This window comes from Trinickia symbiotica (assembly GCF_003028655.1).
In the GTDB taxonomy this organism is placed as follows: domain Bacteria; phylum Pseudomonadota; class Gammaproteobacteria; order Burkholderiales; family Burkholderiaceae; genus Trinickia; species Trinickia symbiotica_A.
In genome coordinates, this window is sequence record NZ_PYUC01000002.1 from 543574 (window position 1) to 562568 (window position 18995).

At 64.2% G+C, this 18995-nt stretch carries 14 protein-coding genes; 6 read left to right on the forward strand and 8 right to left on the reverse strand.

Annotated features, from left to right (window positions below):
• Window positions 1-18: 18 nt before the first annotated feature.
• Window positions 19-1743 (reverse strand): methyl-accepting chemotaxis protein, encoded by a 1725-nt coding sequence (locus C9I57_RS05920; protein ID WP_107149679.1) that lies wholly within the window; start codon window positions 1741-1743, stop codon window positions 19-21.
• A gap of 465 nt (window positions 1744-2208) precedes the next feature.
• Between C9I57_RS05920 and C9I57_RS05925 the strand changes: the two genes are divergently transcribed.
• Complete coding sequence (locus tag C9I57_RS05925; RefSeq protein ID WP_107149680.1) at window positions 2209-3456, forward strand: MFS transporter; 1248 nt, start codon at window positions 2209-2211, stop codon at window positions 3454-3456.
• 58 nt (window positions 3457-3514) lie between these two features.
• Here the strand turns inward: C9I57_RS05925 and C9I57_RS05930 are convergent, their stop codons facing one another.
• Both C9I57_RS05930 and C9I57_RS05935 read right to left on the reverse strand, forming a co-directional pair.
• Window positions 3515-4303, reverse strand: coding sequence for a 5'-methylthioadenosine/adenosylhomocysteine nucleosidase (locus C9I57_RS05930; RefSeq protein ID WP_107149681.1), 789 nt, complete (start codon window positions 4301-4303; stop codon window positions 3515-3517).
• A gap of 7 nt (window positions 4304-4310) precedes the next feature.
• Window positions 4311-6704, reverse strand: coding sequence for a UvrD-helicase domain-containing protein (locus C9I57_RS05935; RefSeq protein WP_107149761.1), 2394 nt, complete (start codon window positions 6702-6704; stop codon window positions 4311-4313).
• A gap of 166 nt (window positions 6705-6870) precedes the next feature.
• On the opposite strand from C9I57_RS05935, the gene C9I57_RS05940 reads away from it, so the two are divergent.
• Both C9I57_RS05940 and galU read left to right on the forward strand, forming a co-directional pair.
• Complete coding sequence (locus C9I57_RS05940) at window positions 6871-9738, forward strand: valine--tRNA ligase (protein WP_107149682.1); 2868 nt, start codon at window positions 6871-6873, stop codon at window positions 9736-9738.
• A gap of 73 nt (window positions 9739-9811) precedes the next feature.
• A complete protein-coding gene (galU, locus tag C9I57_RS05945; protein ID WP_107149683.1) occupies window positions 9812-10693 on the forward strand; it encodes a UTP--glucose-1-phosphate uridylyltransferase GalU in 882 nt (293 codons plus the stop codon).
• A 91-nt stretch (window positions 10694-10784) separates the two neighbouring features.
• Here galU and C9I57_RS05950 read toward each other — a convergent pair whose 3' ends face one another.
• The 5 genes from C9I57_RS05950 to C9I57_RS05970 form a co-directional block, all read right to left on the reverse strand.
• On the reverse strand, window positions 10785-11450 hold the full coding sequence (locus tag C9I57_RS05950; RefSeq protein ID WP_107149684.1) for a hypothetical protein: 666 nt from the start codon (window positions 11448-11450) through the stop codon (window positions 10785-10787).
• Between the two features lie 316 nt (window positions 11451-11766).
• Window positions 11767-11997, reverse strand: a complete 231-nt coding sequence (locus tag C9I57_RS05955) for a sulfurtransferase TusA family protein (protein WP_018438946.1) — start codon at window positions 11995-11997, stop codon at window positions 11767-11769.
• A gap of 372 nt (window positions 11998-12369) precedes the next feature.
• Window positions 12370-13440, reverse strand: a complete 1071-nt coding sequence (locus C9I57_RS05960) for a Gfo/Idh/MocA family oxidoreductase (RefSeq protein WP_107149685.1) — start codon at window positions 13438-13440, stop codon at window positions 12370-12372.
• Window positions 13441-13485: 45 nt separating this feature from the next.
• Entirely contained in the window at window positions 13486-14505 is a 1020-nt protein-coding gene (gene iolG, locus C9I57_RS05965) for an inositol 2-dehydrogenase (protein WP_107149686.1), read from the reverse strand.
• Complete coding sequence (locus tag C9I57_RS05970) at window positions 14498-15379, reverse strand: MurR/RpiR family transcriptional regulator (protein ID WP_107149762.1); 882 nt, start codon at window positions 15377-15379, stop codon at window positions 14498-14500. Before C9I57_RS05970 ends, iolG begins: the two co-directional genes overlap by 8 nt.
• Before the next feature lie 324 nt (window positions 15380-15703).
• On the opposite strand from C9I57_RS05970, the gene C9I57_RS05975 reads away from it, so the two are divergent.
• The 3 genes from C9I57_RS05975 to C9I57_RS05985 all read left to right on the forward strand — a co-directional run bounded on the left by C9I57_RS05975 (window position 15704) and on the right by C9I57_RS05985 (window position 18956).
• Window positions 15704-16762, forward strand: coding sequence for a sugar ABC transporter substrate-binding protein (locus C9I57_RS05975; protein ID WP_107149687.1), 1059 nt, complete (start codon window positions 15704-15706; stop codon window positions 16760-16762).
• Between the two features lie 122 nt (window positions 16763-16884).
• On the forward strand, window positions 16885-18063 hold the full coding sequence (locus tag C9I57_RS05980) for an ABC transporter permease (protein ID WP_107149688.1): 1179 nt from the start codon (window positions 16885-16887) through the stop codon (window positions 18061-18063).
• Window positions 18064-18101: 38 nt separating this feature from the next.
• On the forward strand, window positions 18102-18956 hold the full coding sequence (locus C9I57_RS05985) for an ATP-binding cassette domain-containing protein (RefSeq protein ID WP_181321736.1): 855 nt from the start codon (window positions 18102-18104) through the stop codon (window positions 18954-18956).
• The last annotated feature ends 39 nt before the right edge of the window (window positions 18957-18995 follow it).

The window sequence follows — 18995 nt, forward strand, 5'->3', positions numbered from 1 at the left end:
TGGTCACAGCGAAGGCGACTAGCGGCTGCTCGCCAACGTGCCCTGCCCGCGCAGCTTGAACTGCCCGACGAGGCGCTTCAACGCCTTGGCCTGATCGTCGAGCGAGCGCGCCGCGGCCGTCGCCTCTTCGACAAGCGCCGCGTTTTGCTGCGTGCCCGCGTCCATTTGCGTGACCGACCGATTGATCTCCTCGATGCCGGCGCTTTGTTCCGACGAGGCCGCCGAGATCTCGCCCATGATGTCCGTGACGCGCTTGACCGCCTTCACGACTTCGTCCATCGTCCGTCCCGCGTCCTCGGCGAGGCCCGAGCCGTTTTGCACGCGTTCGAGCGAAGTATTGATGAGCGTCTTGATCTCCTTCGCGGCGCCGGCGCTGCGCTGCGCGAGAGACCGCACTTCGCCCGCCACGACGGCGAAGCCGCGCCCCTGCTCTCCCGCGCGCGCCGCCTCGACCGCCGCGTTCAGCGCGAGGATGTTGGTCTGGAACGCGATGCCGTCGATAACGCCGATGATGTCGCCGATGCTCTTCGCGCTGTCGTTGATCTCGGCCATCGTCGTGACGACGCGCGAAACGACGTCGCCGCACGTCGACGCGATTTCGGAGGCGTTGTTCGCGAGCGAGCTGGCCTGCTTGGCATTGTCGGCGTTCTGGCGCACCGTCGAGGTCAGCTCTTCCATGCTCGAGGCGGTCCGCTCGAGTGACACGGCCTGCGCTTCGGTGCGCTGGGAGAGATCGAGGTTGCCCATCGAGATTTCGCCGGCGGCCGAAGCGATCGCCTCGGCGCTCGCGGCGATTTCGCCGACCGTCGCGGCCAGGCCCGTCTGCATCTCGGCGAGCGCATAGAGCATGCTCGAGCCGTCTTTCTTGCCGAGCGCGATCGGATAGGCGAGGTCTCCCGCAGCGATGCGGCTTGCGATGTCCTTGGCATAGGCCGGCTCGCCGCCGAGCTGACGCGTGAGCCGTCGCACGACCCATTCGCTGACGACGAACGCCACGACGATGAGCGCCGCCGTCATGACCGCCATCATCACGAACGACGACTTGAAGATGAACGCGGCGGCGGACATCGTCTGTTTCGCCTCGACGCCGCGCTGCGCGACGAGCTCGTCGACGAGCTTCTCGAGCTTGCCGGTCTCGACGAGCAGCGAAACGTCCTGCGTCCCGACCTGCCAGTTCATCTGCGTGAGATCGAGCGGCTGCGCCTTCACGAGCGTCACGAAATCGCGCAGATGCGCGGCCCAGGCTGCCACGGCCTCGGCCAGCTTCTTTTGCTGAGCGAGCGCGACGCTGTCCGAGGCGTCCGTGTACTGCTTCAGCGTATCGAGCTCCCCGTTGATCGCGGCGAGGCCCTTGTCGATGTCGGCGCCGAGCTCGTCGCGCTCCTTGGCGGTCGTCGCGGTGACGAGCGTCTTCTGCGCCCGGCTCGCACGCAGCACGCCCGCGCGCACTTCCTCGGCGGCGCGGCTGGCGACATGACCCTGATCGTAGATCGACTTCGACGACGCATTGAGGCGGCTGATCTGCGCAAGCGCGAAGATGCCGATCGCGAGCGTGCCCACCAGCAGCACCGCAAAAGCGAGCCGCAACGATGCCTTTACCGACAGGCCGGCGTGCCACGCCTTGACCGCCGCTTTTTGCGCACCGGCTTCCGATTGACCGGAATGACCGGATTGACCGCCGGCCGCCGCGCCGTTCGGAATGAAGCCGGCTGCCGAACGCCTGCCGAGCGAAACTGCCTTCATATGAACCCCCTTCTTATGACGCGCCGCCTCATGAGCCGCGCAGATGGCCTGGATACGGCCTTATCCTCTATTAACGGCATGCGGCGCAGCCCGCTTGAGTGTCCGCGGCCCGGGTAAAACCCGCATGCGAACCGTTGGAAGCCGCGCGCACTCCCCGCGTGCGAGCACGGTTATAGCTAGACAAAAAACGCTTGGGGCTAAAAAGGGCGCCGGCGAAAGCGACCCTTTCGATTTCGTCCCCGGCGAACAACGGCGCCGCGAAATCGTCTATGGAATGGGTGCCGATGTCTCGATCTCGACAAAAATTGTCTGAGGCGTCCGGACGCGACACACTAAACTGATCGAAACAGCCACCGTGGCTGACGCGTCAGCGCTTGCTCGGGTCAGGGGCAGCGCCGGTCGGGGTGACCGGGACTGCCACGCCGCTGCGTCGGATTCATATTCCTTCTATCGGGACAGCTCGCAATGCAGAAAAACGCCCTTGCGGCGAACGCCGCGACCTCCATGCCGCCTCAGTCCGCGGCTGGCGCCTCGACCGTTCAGCGCACCGCTTATCCGGTGCTCGGCGCGATCAGCTTCTCACATCTGCTGAACGACATGATTCAGTCGTTGATCCTCGCCATCTACCCGATGCTGAAGGCGAACTTCTCGCTTTCGTTCGCTCAGATCGGCTTGATCACGCTCACCTATCAAATTACCGCGTCGCTTCTGCAACCGCTCGTCGGGTTCTATACCGACAAGCGGCCTCAACCCTACTCGCTGCCCGTCGGCATGGGCTTCACGCTGTCGGGCCTCGTGCTGATGTCGGTTGCGCCCAATTTTCCGGTGCTGCTCCTGGCGGCCGCGCTCGTCGGCTGCGGCTCTTCGGTGTTCCATCCCGAATCGTCGCGCGTGGCCCGGATGGCTTCAGGCGGCCGCTATGGGCTCGCGCAGTCGCTGTTCCAGGTCGGGGGCAATGCGGGCACGTCGCTCGGCCCTCTGCTGGCCGCAATGATCGTCATTCCGCACGGGCAACGCAGCATCGCCTGGTTCTCGGTCGCGGCGCTCGTTGCGATCGTCGTGCTCGCGAACATCGGCCGCTGGTACAGCCGCCATCCGGCCACGAAGAAGAAGAGCGGCGCCCGGGCCACGCATCCGACGCTCTCAAAGCAACGCGTTGCTTTTGCGATCGGCGTACTCGTGCTGCTCGTGTTCTCGAAGTACTTCTACCTCGCGAGCATCAACAGCTACTTCACGTTCTATCTGATCGACAAGTTCCATCTGAGCGTGCAGGCCGCGCAGATCCATCTGTTCGTGTTCCTCGCGGCCGTCGCGGCGGGCACGATCATCGGCGGGCCGGTCGGGGACCGAATCGGCCGCAAGTATGTGATCTGGGTGTCGATTCTCGGGGTCGCGCCGTTCACGTTGCTTCTGCCTTACGCGAACCTCTTCTGGACGGGTGTGCTGACCGTCGTGATCGGTATCGTGCTGGCCTCGGCGTTCGCGGCCATCATCGTCTACGCGCAGGAGCTGATTCCCGGCAACGTCGGGATGGTGGCGGGCCTCTTCTTCGGTTTCGCGTTCGGTCTCGGCGGGGTGGGCGCGGCGGTGCTCGGCGATCTCGCCGATGCGACGAGCATCTCGTACGTCTACAAGGTCTGCTCGTTCTTGCCGCTGCTCGGGATACTGACGGTGTTCCTGCCGAATCTCGAGAGCAAGCGCGCGAGGGCGTAGGCCTGCTGGTCAGGCCCCTATGGTGCCCAAGCGGGCGCCAGGCGGCGCCCGTTTTGTCTTACGCCGCCGCGTAGAGATCGAGAAACCGCCGGAGAATGCCGGAAGAGTAAGTGCCGGCGATATCGGTCAGAAACGATGTGAACGACATGTGCGCATGATCGTCGGCCGTGTCCGAAATCGTGCGCACGACCGCGCACGGCACATCGTGCTCGTAGCAGACCTGCGCGATCGCAGCGCCTTCCATTTCGACGGCGAGCGCATCAGGCAGCGCCAGCGCAAGCGCGCGGACCTCCGCCTCGCTCGAAACGAACCGATCGCCGCTCACGATCATTCCACGATGCACGCGCACGCCATCGAGGCGAAACCGCGCTGTCAGCGTCGCGCCTTCGTCGGTCACGAATCGCTCGCACGCCGCCGCGAGACGGTCGGCCAGCGCCCCATTCGCGTCGAAGCGCGCACGCCCGAGCAACGGCACCTCGTATTTCGGAAAAATCGGCGAAGCATCGAGATCGTGCTGCAACAGCGAATCCGCTACCACGATATCGCCGACGCGGACGTCACGCCCGACGCCGCCCGCGACGCCCGTGAAGACCATCTTGCCGACGCCGAACGCATGGATCAACGCGCCGGCGGTGGCCGCGGCCGCCACCTTGCCGACGCGCGCGAGCGTCACGACGCAAGGCACGCCGTGCACGGTGCCCGTATGGTAGTCACGACGGCCGAGCGTGACCGTGCGCATCGTTCCTTCCGCACGCATCGCGTCGACGAGATCGCCGAGTTCCTGCGGCAGCGCCGCCAAAATGCCCAAGGGGGGCGTTGCGTTAGCCTTACCGTCGTTCTCGCTCACTCGATCCTCACTCGACCACTTGCAATTTCGCCACTGCCAGCGCAAGCCACTTCTCGCCGTGCCGCTTGAACCGCACCTGCGCGCGCGCATCGGCACCGCTGCCTTCGAGCGCGGTGATCGCACCCTCGCCGAACTTGGTGTGGAACACCTGCTGACCGACGCGAAAGCCCGTGTCCGCTTCGCGCTGCTCGTTCGCGAACGCCGGCAGCGCGGCCGCGGCGCCTTCCGTGGCGGCATAGCCCCCGTAGCTCCCACCGTAGCGCGCTGGCTGCCGATCGGGGCGCGCGAACCAATCGCGCCCCCAGCCCGCATTGTCGGAGCGGCCGCCCCAGCGTGCTCCCGCCTCCGCCTTCGGCGTCAGCCATTTCAGCGTTTCCTGCGGCAACTCGTCGAAAAACCGCGAGCGGATGTTGTAGCGCGTCTGCCCATGCAGCATCCGGCTTTGCGCGAGCGACAGGTAGAGCCGCTCCTTCGCGCGCGTGATCGCCACGTACATGAGCCGGCGTTCTTCCTCGAGCCCCTCGGGCTCGATGGCGCTGTTCTCGTGCGGGAACAGCCCTTCTTCGAGTCCGGTGATGAAGACGGCCGTGAATTCGAGCCCCTTCGCCGCGTGGACGGTCATCAGCTGCACGGCGTCTTCGCCGGCCTGCGCCTGGCTTTCGCCGGCTTCGAGCGACGCATGCGAAAGAAAGCCCGCGAGCGGCGTCATGAGGTCGGGATTCTGCGCGGGCTCGTCGAGCCCCGGCGCATCGAGCACCGTCGTCGCGGGATCGCCGGCCTCGTCGGGAGCAAAGCCGATTTCGGGCGCGGCGCTCGCCCCGCGCGACAGCGGTATCGAGCGAGCGGGCGTATCGAGCCCATAGCCCTCCTCGCTGACGAACGCCGTCGCCGCGTTGACGAGCTCCTGCAGGTTTTCGAGCCTGTCCTGCCCCTCGCGCTCGCCCTCGTAAAACTCGGCAAGTCCACTCGTGCGCACGACGTATTCGACAGTCTCGGGCAGGCTCATGCGCTCCGTTTCGGCGCGCATCTTCGCGATCAGATTCGCGAACGAAGCGAGGCTCGATCCGGCCTTGCCCGTCACATACGGGATCGCCGCGGCCATCGAGCAGTTGTAAAGCCGCGCCGCATCGGCCAATTGCTCGATCGTGCGCGCGCCGATGCCGCGCGTCGGAAAATTGACGACGCGCGCAAAAGCCGTATCGTCGTTCGCGTTATCGATCAGGCGCAAATAGGCGAGCGCATGCTTGATTTCCTGGCGTTCGAAGAATCGCAAGCCGCCATAGACGCGATAAGGAATCCCGGCACTGACGAGCGTGTGCTCGATCGCGCGCGACTGCGCGTTGCTGCGATAGAGCACCGCGATCTCGCCGCGCGCCAGGCCCTGGTTCATCAGCGCGCGAATCTCCTCGACGGCCCAGGCTGCTTCCTGCGTATCGGTCGCGGCCTCGTAGACGCGCACGGGCTCCCCATGACCTGCGTCGGTCCGCAAATTCTTGCCGAGCCGGCGCGCGTTGTTCGCGATGAGCTGGTTCGCCGCGTCGAGAATATGCCCGTGCGAGCGATAGTTCTGCTCGAGCTTGATGAGATGCCGTACGTTGAACTCGCGCTCGAAATCGCGCATGTTGCCGACGTTCGCGCCGCGAAACGCATAGATCGACTGATCGTCGTCCCCGACCGCGAAAATCGCATTCGACGGCCCCGCCAGCAGCTTGAGCCACGCATACTGCAGCTTGTTCGTGTCCTGGAACTCATCGACGAGGATGTGCTTGAAGCGCGCCTGATAGTGGGCGCGCAGCGGCGCGTGGTGGGTGAGCAATTCGTAGCAGCGCAACAGCAGTTCGGGGAAATCGACCACCCCCTCCCGCTGGCACTGCTGCTCGTACGCCCGATAAAGCTCGACGAACTTCTGGTTGAAGGTGTCCGTCGCGTCGACCTGATCCGGCCGCAGGCCCTGTTCCTTCGCGTTGTTGATGAAGTACTGCACGTTCTTCGGCGGACATTTTTCGTCGTCGACGCCGAGGCCCTTCATGAGTCGCTTGATCGCCGAGAGTTGATCGGCCGTATCGAGAATCTGGAACGTCGCGGGCAAGCCGGCGTCGCGGTGATGCGCGCGCAGCATCCGGTTGCAAAGGCCGTGGAACGTGCCGATCCACATGCCGCGCGTATCGATCGGCAGCAAGGCCGTGAGCCGCCCCATCATTTCGCGGGCGGCCTTGTTCGTGAACGTCACGGCGAGCACCGTCGCCGGTGTGGCGAACCGCTGCTGGATCAGCCAGGCGATCCGCGTGATGAGCACACGCGTCTTGCCGCTGCCGGCGCCGGCCAGAATCAGCGCCGGCTCGTTCGGCAACGTGACGGCGGCAAGTTGTTCGGGGTTGAGATTGGCGAGCAGATCGGGCATTCGGAGAGCGGAAAAGCGGGGCGCGGCGCCCATTATACGGCGCGATGCCGCGCGAAGCCCTCGGCCGAACGGCCAAGCGGGCTCAAGCAGGCCGCGGGCGCTTATAATTCAAGGTTTCGACGCATTTTCCACGATCTTTTTACGCATCTTTCGGCGGATTTGAACCATGAGCGACACCACGCTGGCGAAGAGTTTCGAGCCTCGGACGATCGAGGCCTATTGGGGTCCCGAATGGGAGAAACGCGGCTACGCCGCCCCGAAGTTCGAGTCGGGCCGCCCCAGCTTCTCGATCCAGCTGCCGCCGCCGAACGTTACGGGCACGCTGCACATGGGCCACGCGTTCAACCAGACGATCATGGACGGCCTGACGCGCTACCACCGGATGCTCGGCGACAACACGCTCTGGCTGCCCGGCACCGATCACGCGGGTATCGCCACGCAGATCGTCGTCGAGCGACAGCTCGATAAGGCAGGCGTCTCGCGGCACGACCTCGGCCGCGACAAGTTCCTCGAACGCGTCTGGGAGTGGAAGCGCGAATCGGGCTCGACGATCACGGGCCAGGTCCGGCGGCTCGGCGCCTCGATCGACTGGTCGCGCGAGTACTTCACGATGGACGAAAAGATGTCGAAAGTCGTCGTCGAAGTGTTCGTGCGCCTTTATGAGCAAGGGCTCATCTATCGCGGCAAGCGGCTCGTGAATTGGGACCCGGTCCTGCTCACGGCCGTATCCGATCTCGAAGTGGTGAGCGAGGAAGAGAACGGCCACCTCTGGCACATCCGCTATCCGCTCGCCGAGGGCGGCGGACACCTGACGGTCGCGACGACGCGCCCTGAAACGATGCTCGGCGACGTCGCAGTAATGGTCCATCCGGAAGACGACCGTTATCGCCATCTCGTCGGCAAGTGCGTGAAGCTGCCGCTCACGGATCGCGAAATCCCCATCATCGCGGACGACTACGTCGATCGCGAATTCGGCACGGGCGTCGTGAAGGTGACGCCCGCGCACGACTTCAACGACTACCAGGTCGGCCAGCGCCACGGTCTGCCGCAGATCGAGATCCTCACGCTCGACGCGAAGATCAACGACAACGCGCCCGCCGTTTACCGGGGGCTCGACCGGTTCGAGGCCAGAAAGCGGGTCGTCGCCGATCTCGAAGCGCAAGGCCTCCTCGAATCGGTGCAGCCGCACAAGCTCATGGTGCCGCGCGGCGATCGCACGGGTGTCGTCATCGAGCCGATGCTCACGGATCAGTGGTTCGTCGCAATGAGCAAGCCGGCGCCCGAAGGGACCTTCCACCCGGGCAAGTCGATCGCCGAGCGCGCGCTCGAAGTGGTGCGGCAAGGGGAGATCGAATTCGTACCCGAGAACTGGACGACCACTTATTATCAGTGGCTCGAAAACATTCAGGATTGGTGCATCTCGCGCCAGCTCTGGTGGGGCCATCAGATTCCGGCCTGGTATGGCGAGAGCGGCGAAGTGTTCGTCGCGCGCGGCGAGGACGAGGCGCACGCGCAAGCCGCCGCGCGTGGCTACACGGGCGCATTGAGGCGTGACGACGATGTGCTCGATACCTGGTTCTCGTCGGCGCTCGTGCCGTTCTCCTCGCTCGGCTGGCCGGCGCAGACGAAGGATCTCGAATGCTTCCTGCCGTCGTCCGTGCTCGTGACGGGCTTCGACATCATCTTCTTCTGGGTCGCGCGCATGATCATGATGACGACTTACTTCACGGACCGGGTACCGTTCCACACAGTGTACGTGCACGGGCTCGTGCGTGATCACGAAGGCCAGAAGATGTCGAAGAGCAAGGGCAATACGCTCGACCCGATCGACATCGTCGACGGCATCGAGCTCGAAGCGCTGGTCGCCAAGCGCACGACCGGGCTCATGAATCCGAAGCAGGCGAGCTCGATCGAGAAGAAGACGCGCAAGGAGTTCCCGGACGGCATCCCCTCGTTCGGAACCGATGCGCTGCGCTTCACGATGGCATCGATGGCGACGCTCGGCCGCAACGTCAACTTCGACCTCGCGCGCTGCGAGGGCTACCGCAACTTCTGCAACAAGCTCTGGAACGCGACGCGCTTCGTGCTGATGAACTGTGAGGGACACGACTGCGGCTTCAGCAAGCCGGGGCCGTGCGCGCCTGGCGATTGCGGACCGGGCGGCTACACGGAGTTCTCGCATGCGGACCGCTGGATCGTCTCGCTGCTGCAGCGCGTGGAAGCCGAAGTCGAGAAAGGTTTTGCCGACTACCGGTTCGACAACGTCGCGAACGCCATCTACAAGTTTGTCTGGGACGAGTACTGCGACTGGTACGTCGAGCTCGCCAAGGTCCAATTGACGAACGGCACGCCCGAGCAGCAGCGCGCCACGCGCCGCACGCTCTTGCGCGTGCTCGAGACCGTGCTGCGTCTTGCCCATCCGATCATTCCATTCATTACCGAGGCGCTCTGGCAGAAGGTCGCGCCGCTCACGGACGCATGGCCGCAAGACGCGGCCGACGGCGCGGCGTCGATCATGGTGCAGCGCTATCCGCGTGCCGAGGAAAAGAAGATCGACGAGGCGGCCGAGCGCTGGGCCGACGAGCTCAAAGCCGCGATCGATGCGTGCCGCAACCTGCGCGGCGAGATGAGCCTCTCGCCGGCAACCAAGGTGCCGCTGCTCGTGCATGGCAATGCCGAGGCATGGCGCACGTTCGCGCCGTACGCTCAAGCGCTGGCGCGGCTCTCGGAAGTGCGAGTCATCGCCGACGAAGCCACGCTCGATGCCGAAGCGCATGGCGCACCGATCGCGATTGCCGGTTCCGACAAGCTCGTGCTGAAGGTCGAAATCGACGTGGCGGCCGAGCGTGAACGGCTAGGCAAGGAAATTGCTCGTCTCGATGCCGAGATCGCCAAATGTGCGGCAAAGCTCGGAAATGAGGCATTTGTCGCAAAAGCACCGGCTGCGGTCGTGGAGCAGGAGCAGAAAAGGCTGTCACAATATCGGGATACTGTCGCCAAGCTGAGCGCGCAGCTGGCACGTTTGCCCGCATAACGTAGGGTAGACGAGTCATTTATTCCAACGAGCATTCGACACGACTGAGCAATCGACAAACCAGGGTAATGCCATGCTAAAAGTGACCAAGGCAGTCTTCCCCGTGGCCGGTCTCGGCACACGGTTTCTTCCCGCCACCAAGGCGAGTCCCAAGGAGATGCTGCCGATCGTCGACAAGCCGCTGATCCAGTACGCCGTCGAAGAGGCGATGTCGGCCGGCATCACCGAGATGATCTTCGTGACAGGCCGCAGCAAGCGAGCGATCGAGGACCACTTCGACAAGTCCTACGAGATCGAGGCCGAGCTCGAGGCGCGCGGCAAAGAGCGGCTGCTCGAACTCGTGCGCAGCATCAAGCCGAGCCATGTCGATTGCTTCTACGTGCGCCAACCCGAAGCGCTCGGGCTCGGTCACGCGGTGCTCTGCGCCGAGAAGCTCGTCGGCGACAACCCGTTCGCCGTGATCCTCGCCGACGACTTGCTCTATGCCGTGCCGAGCGTCATGAAGCAGATGGTCGACGTTTTCGACCACTACCACAGCTCCGTCATCGGCGTCGAAGAGATCCCGCCGCAAGACACGAAGTCGTACGGGATCGTCGATGGTAAGGAATGGGAAGACGCCATCATCAAGATGTCCGGCATCGTCGAGAAGCCGGCGCCCGACGTCGCCCCGTCGAACCTGGGCGTGGTAGGCCGCTACGTGCTGAAGCCGCGCATCTTCGAGCATCTGCGCTCGATCAAGCCCGGTGCGGGCGGCGAGCTTCAGCTGACCGACGCGATCCAGTCGCTGCTCTCCGACGAGCAGGTGCTGGCTTATAAGTATCACGGCACGCGTTTCGACTGCGGCAGCAAGCTCGGCTACCTGAAAGCGACGGTCGAGTTCGCGTTGCGTCACCCCGAAGTCTCGGAGGATTTCGCGAACTATCTGCGCACGCGTGCGCCGGTGATGGACAGCTAATGTCGCAAACCCGAGGGGCAACGTGCCCCCCGGGGCGCTCGAGCGTGACTCGTATCGTCGAACGCTCGAGCGAAAGACGAACGGCGCGCGCTTAGAATCGATAGGTCACGCCGACCTTCACGATGGGATAGATGTGGTAGCGCTGGACCTTGTTGCGCAGGTCCTGCTCTTCCGCATCGACGTTCGCCTGTCCCGCCGCCGTCGCGATAGAAGCAGGCACATCGAAGTCGACATGCGGCTTGCCATAGGCGATACCCGCATCGAAGAACATTCCCCATCCTCTCGTCGCATGCGGCGAATGACCGAAGCCCAGGCCGATGTAAGGCCGCAGCGTCGGAAAGCTCGCCTTCGCATGAATCTGCTGGCCTTGGGCCGAAACGGTCTGCCCGTTGATCGTATAGGTGCCCGACATGGCCTGCGCCGTCGCGTCGACGTTATCGCCGCCGATCAGCACACCCGCGGTGAGCCGGAACGGTACCACGCTCGGCGCCGGAAAGAAGTCGGCGTAAAGTCCGGCGTGATAGAGGTTGAGCGTCGCGTCGTAGTGCAGATCGCCCGCATTGAAGCTGTGCGAGAGCGCGAAGCCGCTGAACTCGGCGCGGGCGTTGAACATCGAGCCCAGCACGTGGCCGTAGCCGATACCCACGCCTTCGGTGCCGACCTGCCCATAAACTTCCTGCGTCACCTGCGCGTGCGCAGCCGACGCGCTTGCCAACGCCACCACCCCAGCGGCAACGGCACCCATCCATTTCTTCATTGGTCGTTTCCTTGATCTTGATGGATCGTGCGCCACGGCGTGATGCCGGGCGCCGGTCGTGAGCACCGGCCGTGGATCGCCCGCGGCACCGCGTAAGCGGGTGCTTCTCGGCAGACGGCGCCCAAAGCCCGTTAACGGCCGGTGCCACGCGAGCTTTAACGGGACGGTATGTGCGCGAAGGGAATTTCCCGGACGATTGGAATCAGGGAGCCCCGGAAAAGGGCCGAGCTTGATTTGGGAAATCGACTGCGAGCACCGCGCGGACGTCGGTCGCTACCGGTGCATCCGTGCGGGCCGGGGGGGTGCGTGGCTGCGGTCAGCGACGACGCATGAGAAAGACGAACGTCTTGTCGGACGTAGTGGAGCTCTCGACGATCTCGTTGCCCGTTTGCTTGGCGAACGCCGCAAAGTCGCGCTGAGAGCCCGGATCGGTAGCGAGCACTTTGAGGATTTGGCCGCTCTGCATGTCGGCAAGCGCCTTTTTGGCGCGCAGAATCGGCAGCGGGCAGTTGAGCCCGCGCGCATCGACTTCCTTGTGAATTTCCATCGGCGATCGACCTTCGAGGAGAACCCTCCCGCGTTCAGCCGAATCGGTCGACTGCGGGAAGAACGACCGTCCGATTTTACCGCACAACATCGGATCCGTTTGAGTTGGTCGCTTGCGCAGCGTTCCACGTGGCTTCATTTGCGCAAACTCTTCGTCGGACGGGATGTACGTGTCGGGATCCTCGTCAATGCCGCGCAGAATCGCGGCATCTTCTTCGGGCGTCGGCCTATATAGTTTGGGGCTACCGGACAAAGCGATCTACCTCACGCGAAATTAAACAACTGGTTCGACGCGAAGGTACAGGGATTCTCAATTGGCGAGGGCAACCATTCGGATTTTAGGACATCCGAGACTGCCGTTATTCGGTGGAGGCTACAACAACACCGGCTGACCAGTCGCCAATGCCTTGCGCAGCGCATGTCCAATGCGGGTCGCCTCAAGCGCGTCAGCGAGCGTCGCGCCGACTTGCGTATCGTTCTCGCCGAGCGTTGCACCGCCTTCCCCTCCTCGCCGTCGCACCGATTCGACGAAAGCCTGCGCTTCCCGCAGGAACGCTTCCTCGAAGCGCTCGAAGAACGTCGGCGTGCATTCGTTGCGGACCCCGTCGGCATCGTAGATATCGACGCGGTTCGCCCGCGGGTAATGGCCGATCGCCAGCGCCCCCGCCGTACCGATCACCTCACTGTGCGTATCGTTGCCGTGCGCCATCGTCCGTGACGCATAGAACACGGCGAGCCGCCCGCCCTCGAACTCGACCACCGCGACGCCATTATCCACATCGCCGCACTCGCGCAGTCCTTCGTGAAGCGCGATCGTCCCCGTCGCATAGACGCGCGTGGCGCGCGCATTGCCGAAGAACCAGCGCGCCACGTCGATGTCATGAACGGTGCAGTCGAGAAAAATGCCGCCCGAAGTCGGCGCGAAACGGACGAAGAATCCTTCCGGATCGTTCTTGTCAGTCGTTTGCGAGCGGATCATGAATGGCCGGCCGATCGCGCCGGCGGTCATCTTCTCGTAGGCATCGACATAGCTCGGATCGAAGCGGCGCATGAACCCGATCGTCGCCTGCAAATGCGGATACTCGCGTGCGACGGCGAGCACGCGCTCGCATTCGGCGACATCGAGAGAGAGCGGCTTCTCGCAGAACACGTGTTTGCCCGCCCGCAATGCGGCCACGATCTGCTCCGCATGGAGCGACGACGGGGTGACGAGCCAGACTGCATCTACGTCGCGGTCGGCCAGCAACGCTTCGTACTCCTCATAAACGCGCGGCTCCGGCAGGGCCTCGCGCGCCCACGCGCGCTCCTCCTCGACGGGGCTGCACGCCGCGGCGAGCACGGCGCCCGGCACACGGTACGCAATATTCATCGCATGCCGCTTGCCCAGGCGGCCGAGCCCCACCACGCCGATTCGCACGGGCGTGCGCTTGACTGACGTCGTCATCGTCTCACTCCTCGTCTTGTCTCTCGCCTTCCGGCCGTATCGTTCTCAAGCCTCTTCGCCGATTCGCACGGCGCGTCCTTCGCGCCATGAACGCGTCGCCGCTTCGGCAAGCTCCAGCGCCTTGACGCCATCGGCGATCGTCGTCCGCACGGGCGTGCCGCGCGTCACCGCCTCGAAGAAGTGCGCGATCTCGTGCGCATAGGCCGCGCGATAACGCTCCAGGAAGAACGGCTCGGGTACATCGGTGGAGACCGCCTTCGCCGAAAACGCCGTCACCTCGGTGGGCCGCACGTTGCCGGCCTGCAGCATCCCGCCGCTGCCGAGCACCTCGAACCGCTGGTCGTAACCATAGGCGGCGCGGCGCGTCGTATTGATCTGGCAGAGGCGTCCGCGCTTCGTGCGGATCGTGACCGCCGTCGAATCGACGTCTCCCGCCTCCGCGATCGATGGATCCGTCAGACAACTGCCCGTCGCGTGGATGGTCTCGGCTTCGTCGTCGAGAATCCAGCGGAAGATGTCGAAGTCGTGAATCAGCATGTCTTTGAAGATGCCGCCCGAGCGCTTGATGTACTCGACGGGCGGCGCGCCGGGATCGCGGCTCGTGACGACGAGCATTTCGGGCGTGCCGATTTCGCCTGCATCGAGCCGGGCCTTCACGGCGGCGAAGGTCGGATCGAAACGGCGCTGAAAACCGATCATGCAGACCACCCCGGCCCGCTCGACGGCCTGCGCACAGGCTTGGGCACGCGCCACGGTCAGGTCGACGGGCTTTTCGCAGAAAATGTGTTTGCCGACGGCCGCCGAACGCTCGATGAGATCGGCATGCGTATCGGTGCTCGAGCAAACGACGCTCGCGCCCACCCCGCGATCGGCAAGCGCAACGTCGGCCTCGACAGCCTCGGCGCCGTGCTCGCGAGCCAGCGCTTCGGCCGCTTGGCGGTTGACGTCGACGACGTACTTGAGCCGCACGCCGGGCTGCCGCGCGAGATTGCCCGCATGAATGCGGCCGATGCGGCCCGCGCCGAACACCACGACGTCCATCGCGCCGTGTCCCTTCTCAGTCATCGTATCCTCCAGTGTCCTTGGACTCTTCCACTTTGAGTTCGAGCCTGTACGCCAATGCGATAAAGAGCGCCTGGCACAGGCAAATCGTGCTCGTCAGCGCGCGAAACGCGAACGCGCTGCCTTCCTTCACGAACAGCGGCGCGCTCGCGTAGCGCACGAGCGGCGACAGGCGGCTGTCCGTGATGACGAGCGTCTGCGCCTGATGATGATGGGCGAGACGCACGCAGTACTGCGTCTCGCGGCCATAAGGTTCGAAGCTGATGGCGATGACGACGTCGCCCTTTTTTACGCTGCGGATCTGCTCGCGATACATGCCGCCGAACCCGGAGACGAGATGCACGCGCTTGGCCGTGTGCTGAAGTGCGTAGGCGATGTAGCTCGCCACCGCGAACGAGCGCCGCACGCCGACCACATAGATGTTTTCGGCTTGCTCGAGCATCGTCACGGCTTGGTCGAACTGCTCGTCGTCGAGCGACGAATCGAGCTCGTCGAGGCCGTTCTTGCACGCGACGATGAATTCGCGCGCGACGGCACGACCCGAAAGGCGTCCCGGCTTGTCGTCGATGAGCTTGCGGATGCGCTGCTTGTAGGTCTGCCCCGATGGGCTCTGCCCCGTATACGCCTGCTTGAAGACGGCCTGCAGGTCGGAGAAGCCGGAGAAGCCGAAGCGCTGGGCAAACCGCACGACGGCGGACGGGTGCACGCCGCAACTCGCCGCGATGTCGCTCGTGCGGTCCACCATCACGCTCGAGCGATGCTGCTCCAGATACGAGGCGACGCTCTTCAACTGACGCGGCAGCGACTCGTACGAATCCGCGACACGCTGCATCAGTTCGTCGACGCTCGGCAACTCGTCGGTGCTGTCTTCCTGCATGGCTTCCATTCCTCGTCGTTCCCCGCCAGTCTGCCCGCGCCCGGGCGGCCGAGCTCATCTGCCCCATCGTCCCGCCATTGCCGCCGTTCCCGGCCGCGCTCGCCTCGAAGCGTTTCGGACCGCGCGGCGAACCGCTCACGCGAGAAGCGATTGATGCCGATTATAGGCAACGCCACGACGAAATGGAATGGATTTTCCATTCCCTCCGGAGATGAAATTTTCTTTGCAATTCGCCGCAAGTTCGCCTACTCTTTCCGTGAACGGCTCACGTAGCCCATTCACCGGGCCGTTCGAGACAACATAACTTCCAACAGGTGGAGACAAATGAGACTTGGCAACCGCAAGGCCGCGCTGAAGACGCTCGCCGCAACGCTCGTTTCGGGGCTCGCGCTCGCATTCGGCCCCTTCACCGCACCGGCCGCGCAAGCTGCCGACGCGCACTTCGTCCTGATCAGCCACGCGCCCGATTCCGATTCGTGGTGGAACACGATCAAGAACGCAATCAAGCAGGCCGACGAGGACTTCAATGTTCAGACCGATTACCGGAACCCGCCGAACGGCGATCTTTCGGATATGTCGCGCCTCATCGAGCAAGCCGCCGCGCGCAACTATGACGGCGTGATCGTGACGATCGCCGACTACGACGTGCTGAAAAGCGCGATCAAGAAGGTGACGGACAAGCACATCCCGCTCGTGACGATCAACTCGGGCACCGAGAAGCAGAGCAAGGAACTCGGCGCCATCATGCACATCGGCCAGCCCGAATATGCTGCCGGTCATGCGGCGGGAGAGAAGGCCAAGGCGGCCGGCGTGAAATCGTTCCTCTGCGTCAACCACTATGCGACGAACCCGGCATCGTTCGAGCGTTGCCGCGGCTTTGCCGAGGCGCTCGGCGTCGACTTCAAGAGCTCGACCCTCGACGCGGGCACGGACCCGACTGGCATCCAGACGAAGGTCGAAGCCTATCTGCGCAACCACCCCGATACGGGCGGCGTCCTCGCGCTCGGGCCGAATTCGGCGGAGCCGACGATCAAGGCGCTCAAGAACATGGGCAAGGCCGGCAAGATCTGGTTCGCGACGTTCGACTTCTCGGATGACATCGCGAAGGGCATTCAGGATGGCACGATCCAGTTCGCGATCGACCAGCAGCCGTATCTGCAAGGCTATATCCCTGTCGCCGTGCTCGCGATCGTGAAGAAGGACCACGTGACGGACCCGGCCAAGATCGAAAAGATTCTGCAAAGCAACGAGAAATTCAAGAAGCGCCTTGCGGAGTACGGGCTCCAGCCCGTCTATGACCCGACGACGATCCGCTCGGGCCCCGGCTTCATCACGAAGGACAACATCGACAAAGTCGTCAAATTCGCAGGCCAGTACCGCTGAAGCAGGCAGCCATGCTTGCCCGCCAGGCGTAGTTTCAACTCTGAACCAGCTTTAGCGCGGCGTGGGTCGGCCGGCCCGGGGAGCGCCTCCGCCGATCCATCCGCGCGCTTAGGAGACATTCGATGGGCGTCGTCGACCACTTCCACCACGGCAACGTGAGCAAGCCCGAGCAGTCGAGCCCCCCGGCGGGCAGCGTGCCTGCCGTCCCAACCGCCGCCGACGAGCGCTTGCGCCGCGAATCGTGGTTCAAGCACCTGCTCGGCCGGCCCGAGTTCGCGGCACTCGCCGGCACGGTCATGGTCTTCATCGTCTTCGCGCTCGGCGCGGGCGATTCAGGCATGTTCAACCTCGACGGGATCATGAACTGGTCGCAGGTCGCGGCCTATCTCGGCATCCTCGCCGTCGGCGCGTGCCTGCTCATGATCGCGGGAGAGTTCGATCTATCGATCGGCTCGATGATCGGCTTCGCGGGAATGATGGTCGCGCTGCCGACGATGTACTTTCATTGGCCGATCGAGCTCGCGATCCTCTTCGCGTTCGCCGGGTCGATGGCGCTCGGCGCGCTCAACGGCTACCTCGTCATGCGCACGCGACTGCCCTCGTTCATCGTGACGCTCGCGTTTCTCTTCATTCTGCGCGGACTGACGCTCGCCCTCTCGGTGATGTTCGCCGACCGCACGATTATTTCGGGTGTCGGCGACGTCGCCGCGAAGAGCGCCCTCGCCCATGCGCTGTTCCAAGGCGTCGCCTTTCACGGCTTTTTCACGTGGCTCGGCCACATCGGTCTCGTCAAGCTGCTCGACAACGGCCAGCCGCTCGTGCCGGGCGTGCCGAAGGTCATCGTCTGGTGGTTCGCGCTCGCCGCGATCGGCGCCTTCACGCTCGCCAAGACCCGCTTCGGCAACTGGATTTTCGCGGTGGGCGGCGACGCGAATGCCGCGAAGAACGTCGGCGTGCCCGTCAAGAGCGTCAAGATCCGCCTCTTCGTGCTGACCGCATTCTGCTCGTGCCTGTTCGCCGTGCTGCAAGTCTGCGACATCGGCTCGGCCGCCGCGGACCGCGGACTGCAAAAGGAATTCGAGGCGATCATCGCGGCCGTCATCGGCGGCACGCTGCTCACGGGCGGCTATGGCTCCGTCGTCGGCGCGTCCTTCGGCGCGCTGATCTTCGGCGTCGTGCAGATCGGCATCAGCTACACCAACATCGACTCGGATTGGTTCCGCGTCTTCCTCGGCATCATGCTGCTCTTCGCCGTGCTCTTCAATCACTACGTCCGCAGCCGCGTGGCGGCCTCGCGCTGAACGTCGAACGTCGAACGTCGAACGCAACGGAGAACATCATGACCACCACCGTACCGAACACGGAATCCGCGAAAGAGGTCAAGACGCCGGTCGAAGCCGCGCCCGAGCAAGCCGACTACATCCTCGCCCTCGAGAGCGTCAGCCGCTATTTCGGCAACGTGATCGCATTGAAGGACGTGACGCTGCGGCTGCGCCGCGGAGAAGTGCATTGCCTGCTCGGCGACAACGGCGCGGGCAAATCGACGCTGATCAAGACGCTCGCCGGCGTCCATCAGCCGAGCGAAGGCGCCTACCTCGTCGACGGCGAGCCCGTGCATTTCGCGTCGCCGAAAGACGCGCTCGATCGCGGCATCGCGACCGTTTATCAGGACCTCGCGCTCGTGCCGCTGCTGTCGGTCGCGCGCAACTTCTTCATGGGCCGCGAGCCGCAAAAGAAGCGCTTCGGCCTCGTCAACGTCATGGACATCGAGACGGCCGCGACGACGGCGCGCGACAAGCTTGCCGAAATGGGCATTCACGTGCGCGACCCGAACCAGCCGATCGGCACGATGTCGGGCGGCGAGCGTCAATGCCTCGCGATCGCGCGCGCGATCCATTTCGGCGCGCGCGTGCTGATCCTCGACGAGCCGACAGCCGCGCTCGGCGTCAAGCAAAGCTTCAATGTGCTGAAGCTGATTCACAAGGCGCGCGAGCGCGGCATCTCGGTCATCTTCATCACGCACAACGTCCATCACGCCTACCCGATCGGCGACTCGTTCACGCTGCTCAATCGCGGACGCTCGATGGGCACGTTCACGAAGGAAACGATCAGCAAGGACGCCGTGCTCGACATGATGGCCGGCGGCGCGGAGATGCAAAAGATGATCGCCGAGCTCGACGGCGCAACGATTTGACGCTTCGGCGCGATAAAAGGCTTACCGCTTACTCAGGAC

What these genes read in the sequence shown, in the direction of transcription:
- C9I57_RS05920 (WP_107149679.1), bottom strand. Translation starts at nt 1,743, where the DNA reads ATGAAGGCAGTTTCGCTCGGCAGGCGTTCGGCAGCCGGCTTCATTCCG.
- galU (WP_107149683.1), top strand. Translation starts at nt 9,812, where the DNA reads ATGCTAAAAGTGACCAAGGCAGTCTTCCCCGTGGCCGGTCTCGGCACA.
- C9I57_RS05985 (WP_181321736.1), top strand. Translation starts at nt 18,102, where the DNA reads ATGACCACCACCGTACCGAACACGGAATCCGCGAAAGAGGTCAAGACG.
- C9I57_RS05980 (WP_107149688.1), top strand. Translation starts at nt 16,885, where the DNA reads ATGGGCGTCGTCGACCACTTCCACCACGGCAACGTGAGCAAGCCCGAG.
- C9I57_RS05970 (WP_107149762.1), bottom strand. Translation starts at nt 15,379, where the DNA reads ATGCAGGAAGACAGCACCGACGAGTTGCCGAGCGTCGACGAACTGATG.
- C9I57_RS05925 (WP_107149680.1), top strand. Translation starts at nt 2,209, where the DNA reads ATGCAGAAAAACGCCCTTGCGGCGAACGCCGCGACCTCCATGCCGCCT.
- C9I57_RS05975 (WP_107149687.1), top strand. Translation starts at nt 15,704, where the DNA reads ATGAGACTTGGCAACCGCAAGGCCGCGCTGAAGACGCTCGCCGCAACG.
- C9I57_RS05940 (WP_107149682.1), top strand. Translation starts at nt 6,871, where the DNA reads ATGAGCGACACCACGCTGGCGAAGAGTTTCGAGCCTCGGACGATCGAG.
- iolG (WP_107149686.1), bottom strand. Translation starts at nt 14,505, where the DNA reads ATGACTGAGAAGGGACACGGCGCGATGGACGTCGTGGTGTTCGGCGCG.
- C9I57_RS05955 (WP_018438946.1), bottom strand. Translation starts at nt 11,997, where the DNA reads ATGGAAATTCACAAGGAAGTCGATGCGCGCGGGCTCAACTGCCCGCTG.
- C9I57_RS05950 (WP_107149684.1), bottom strand. Translation starts at nt 11,450, where the DNA reads ATGAAGAAATGGATGGGTGCCGTTGCCGCTGGGGTGGTGGCGTTGGCA.
- C9I57_RS05960 (WP_107149685.1), bottom strand. Translation starts at nt 13,440, where the DNA reads ATGACGACGTCAGTCAAGCGCACGCCCGTGCGAATCGGCGTGGTGGGG.
- C9I57_RS05935 (WP_107149761.1), bottom strand. Translation starts at nt 6,704, where the DNA reads ATGCCCGATCTGCTCGCCAATCTCAACCCCGAACAACTTGCCGCCGTC.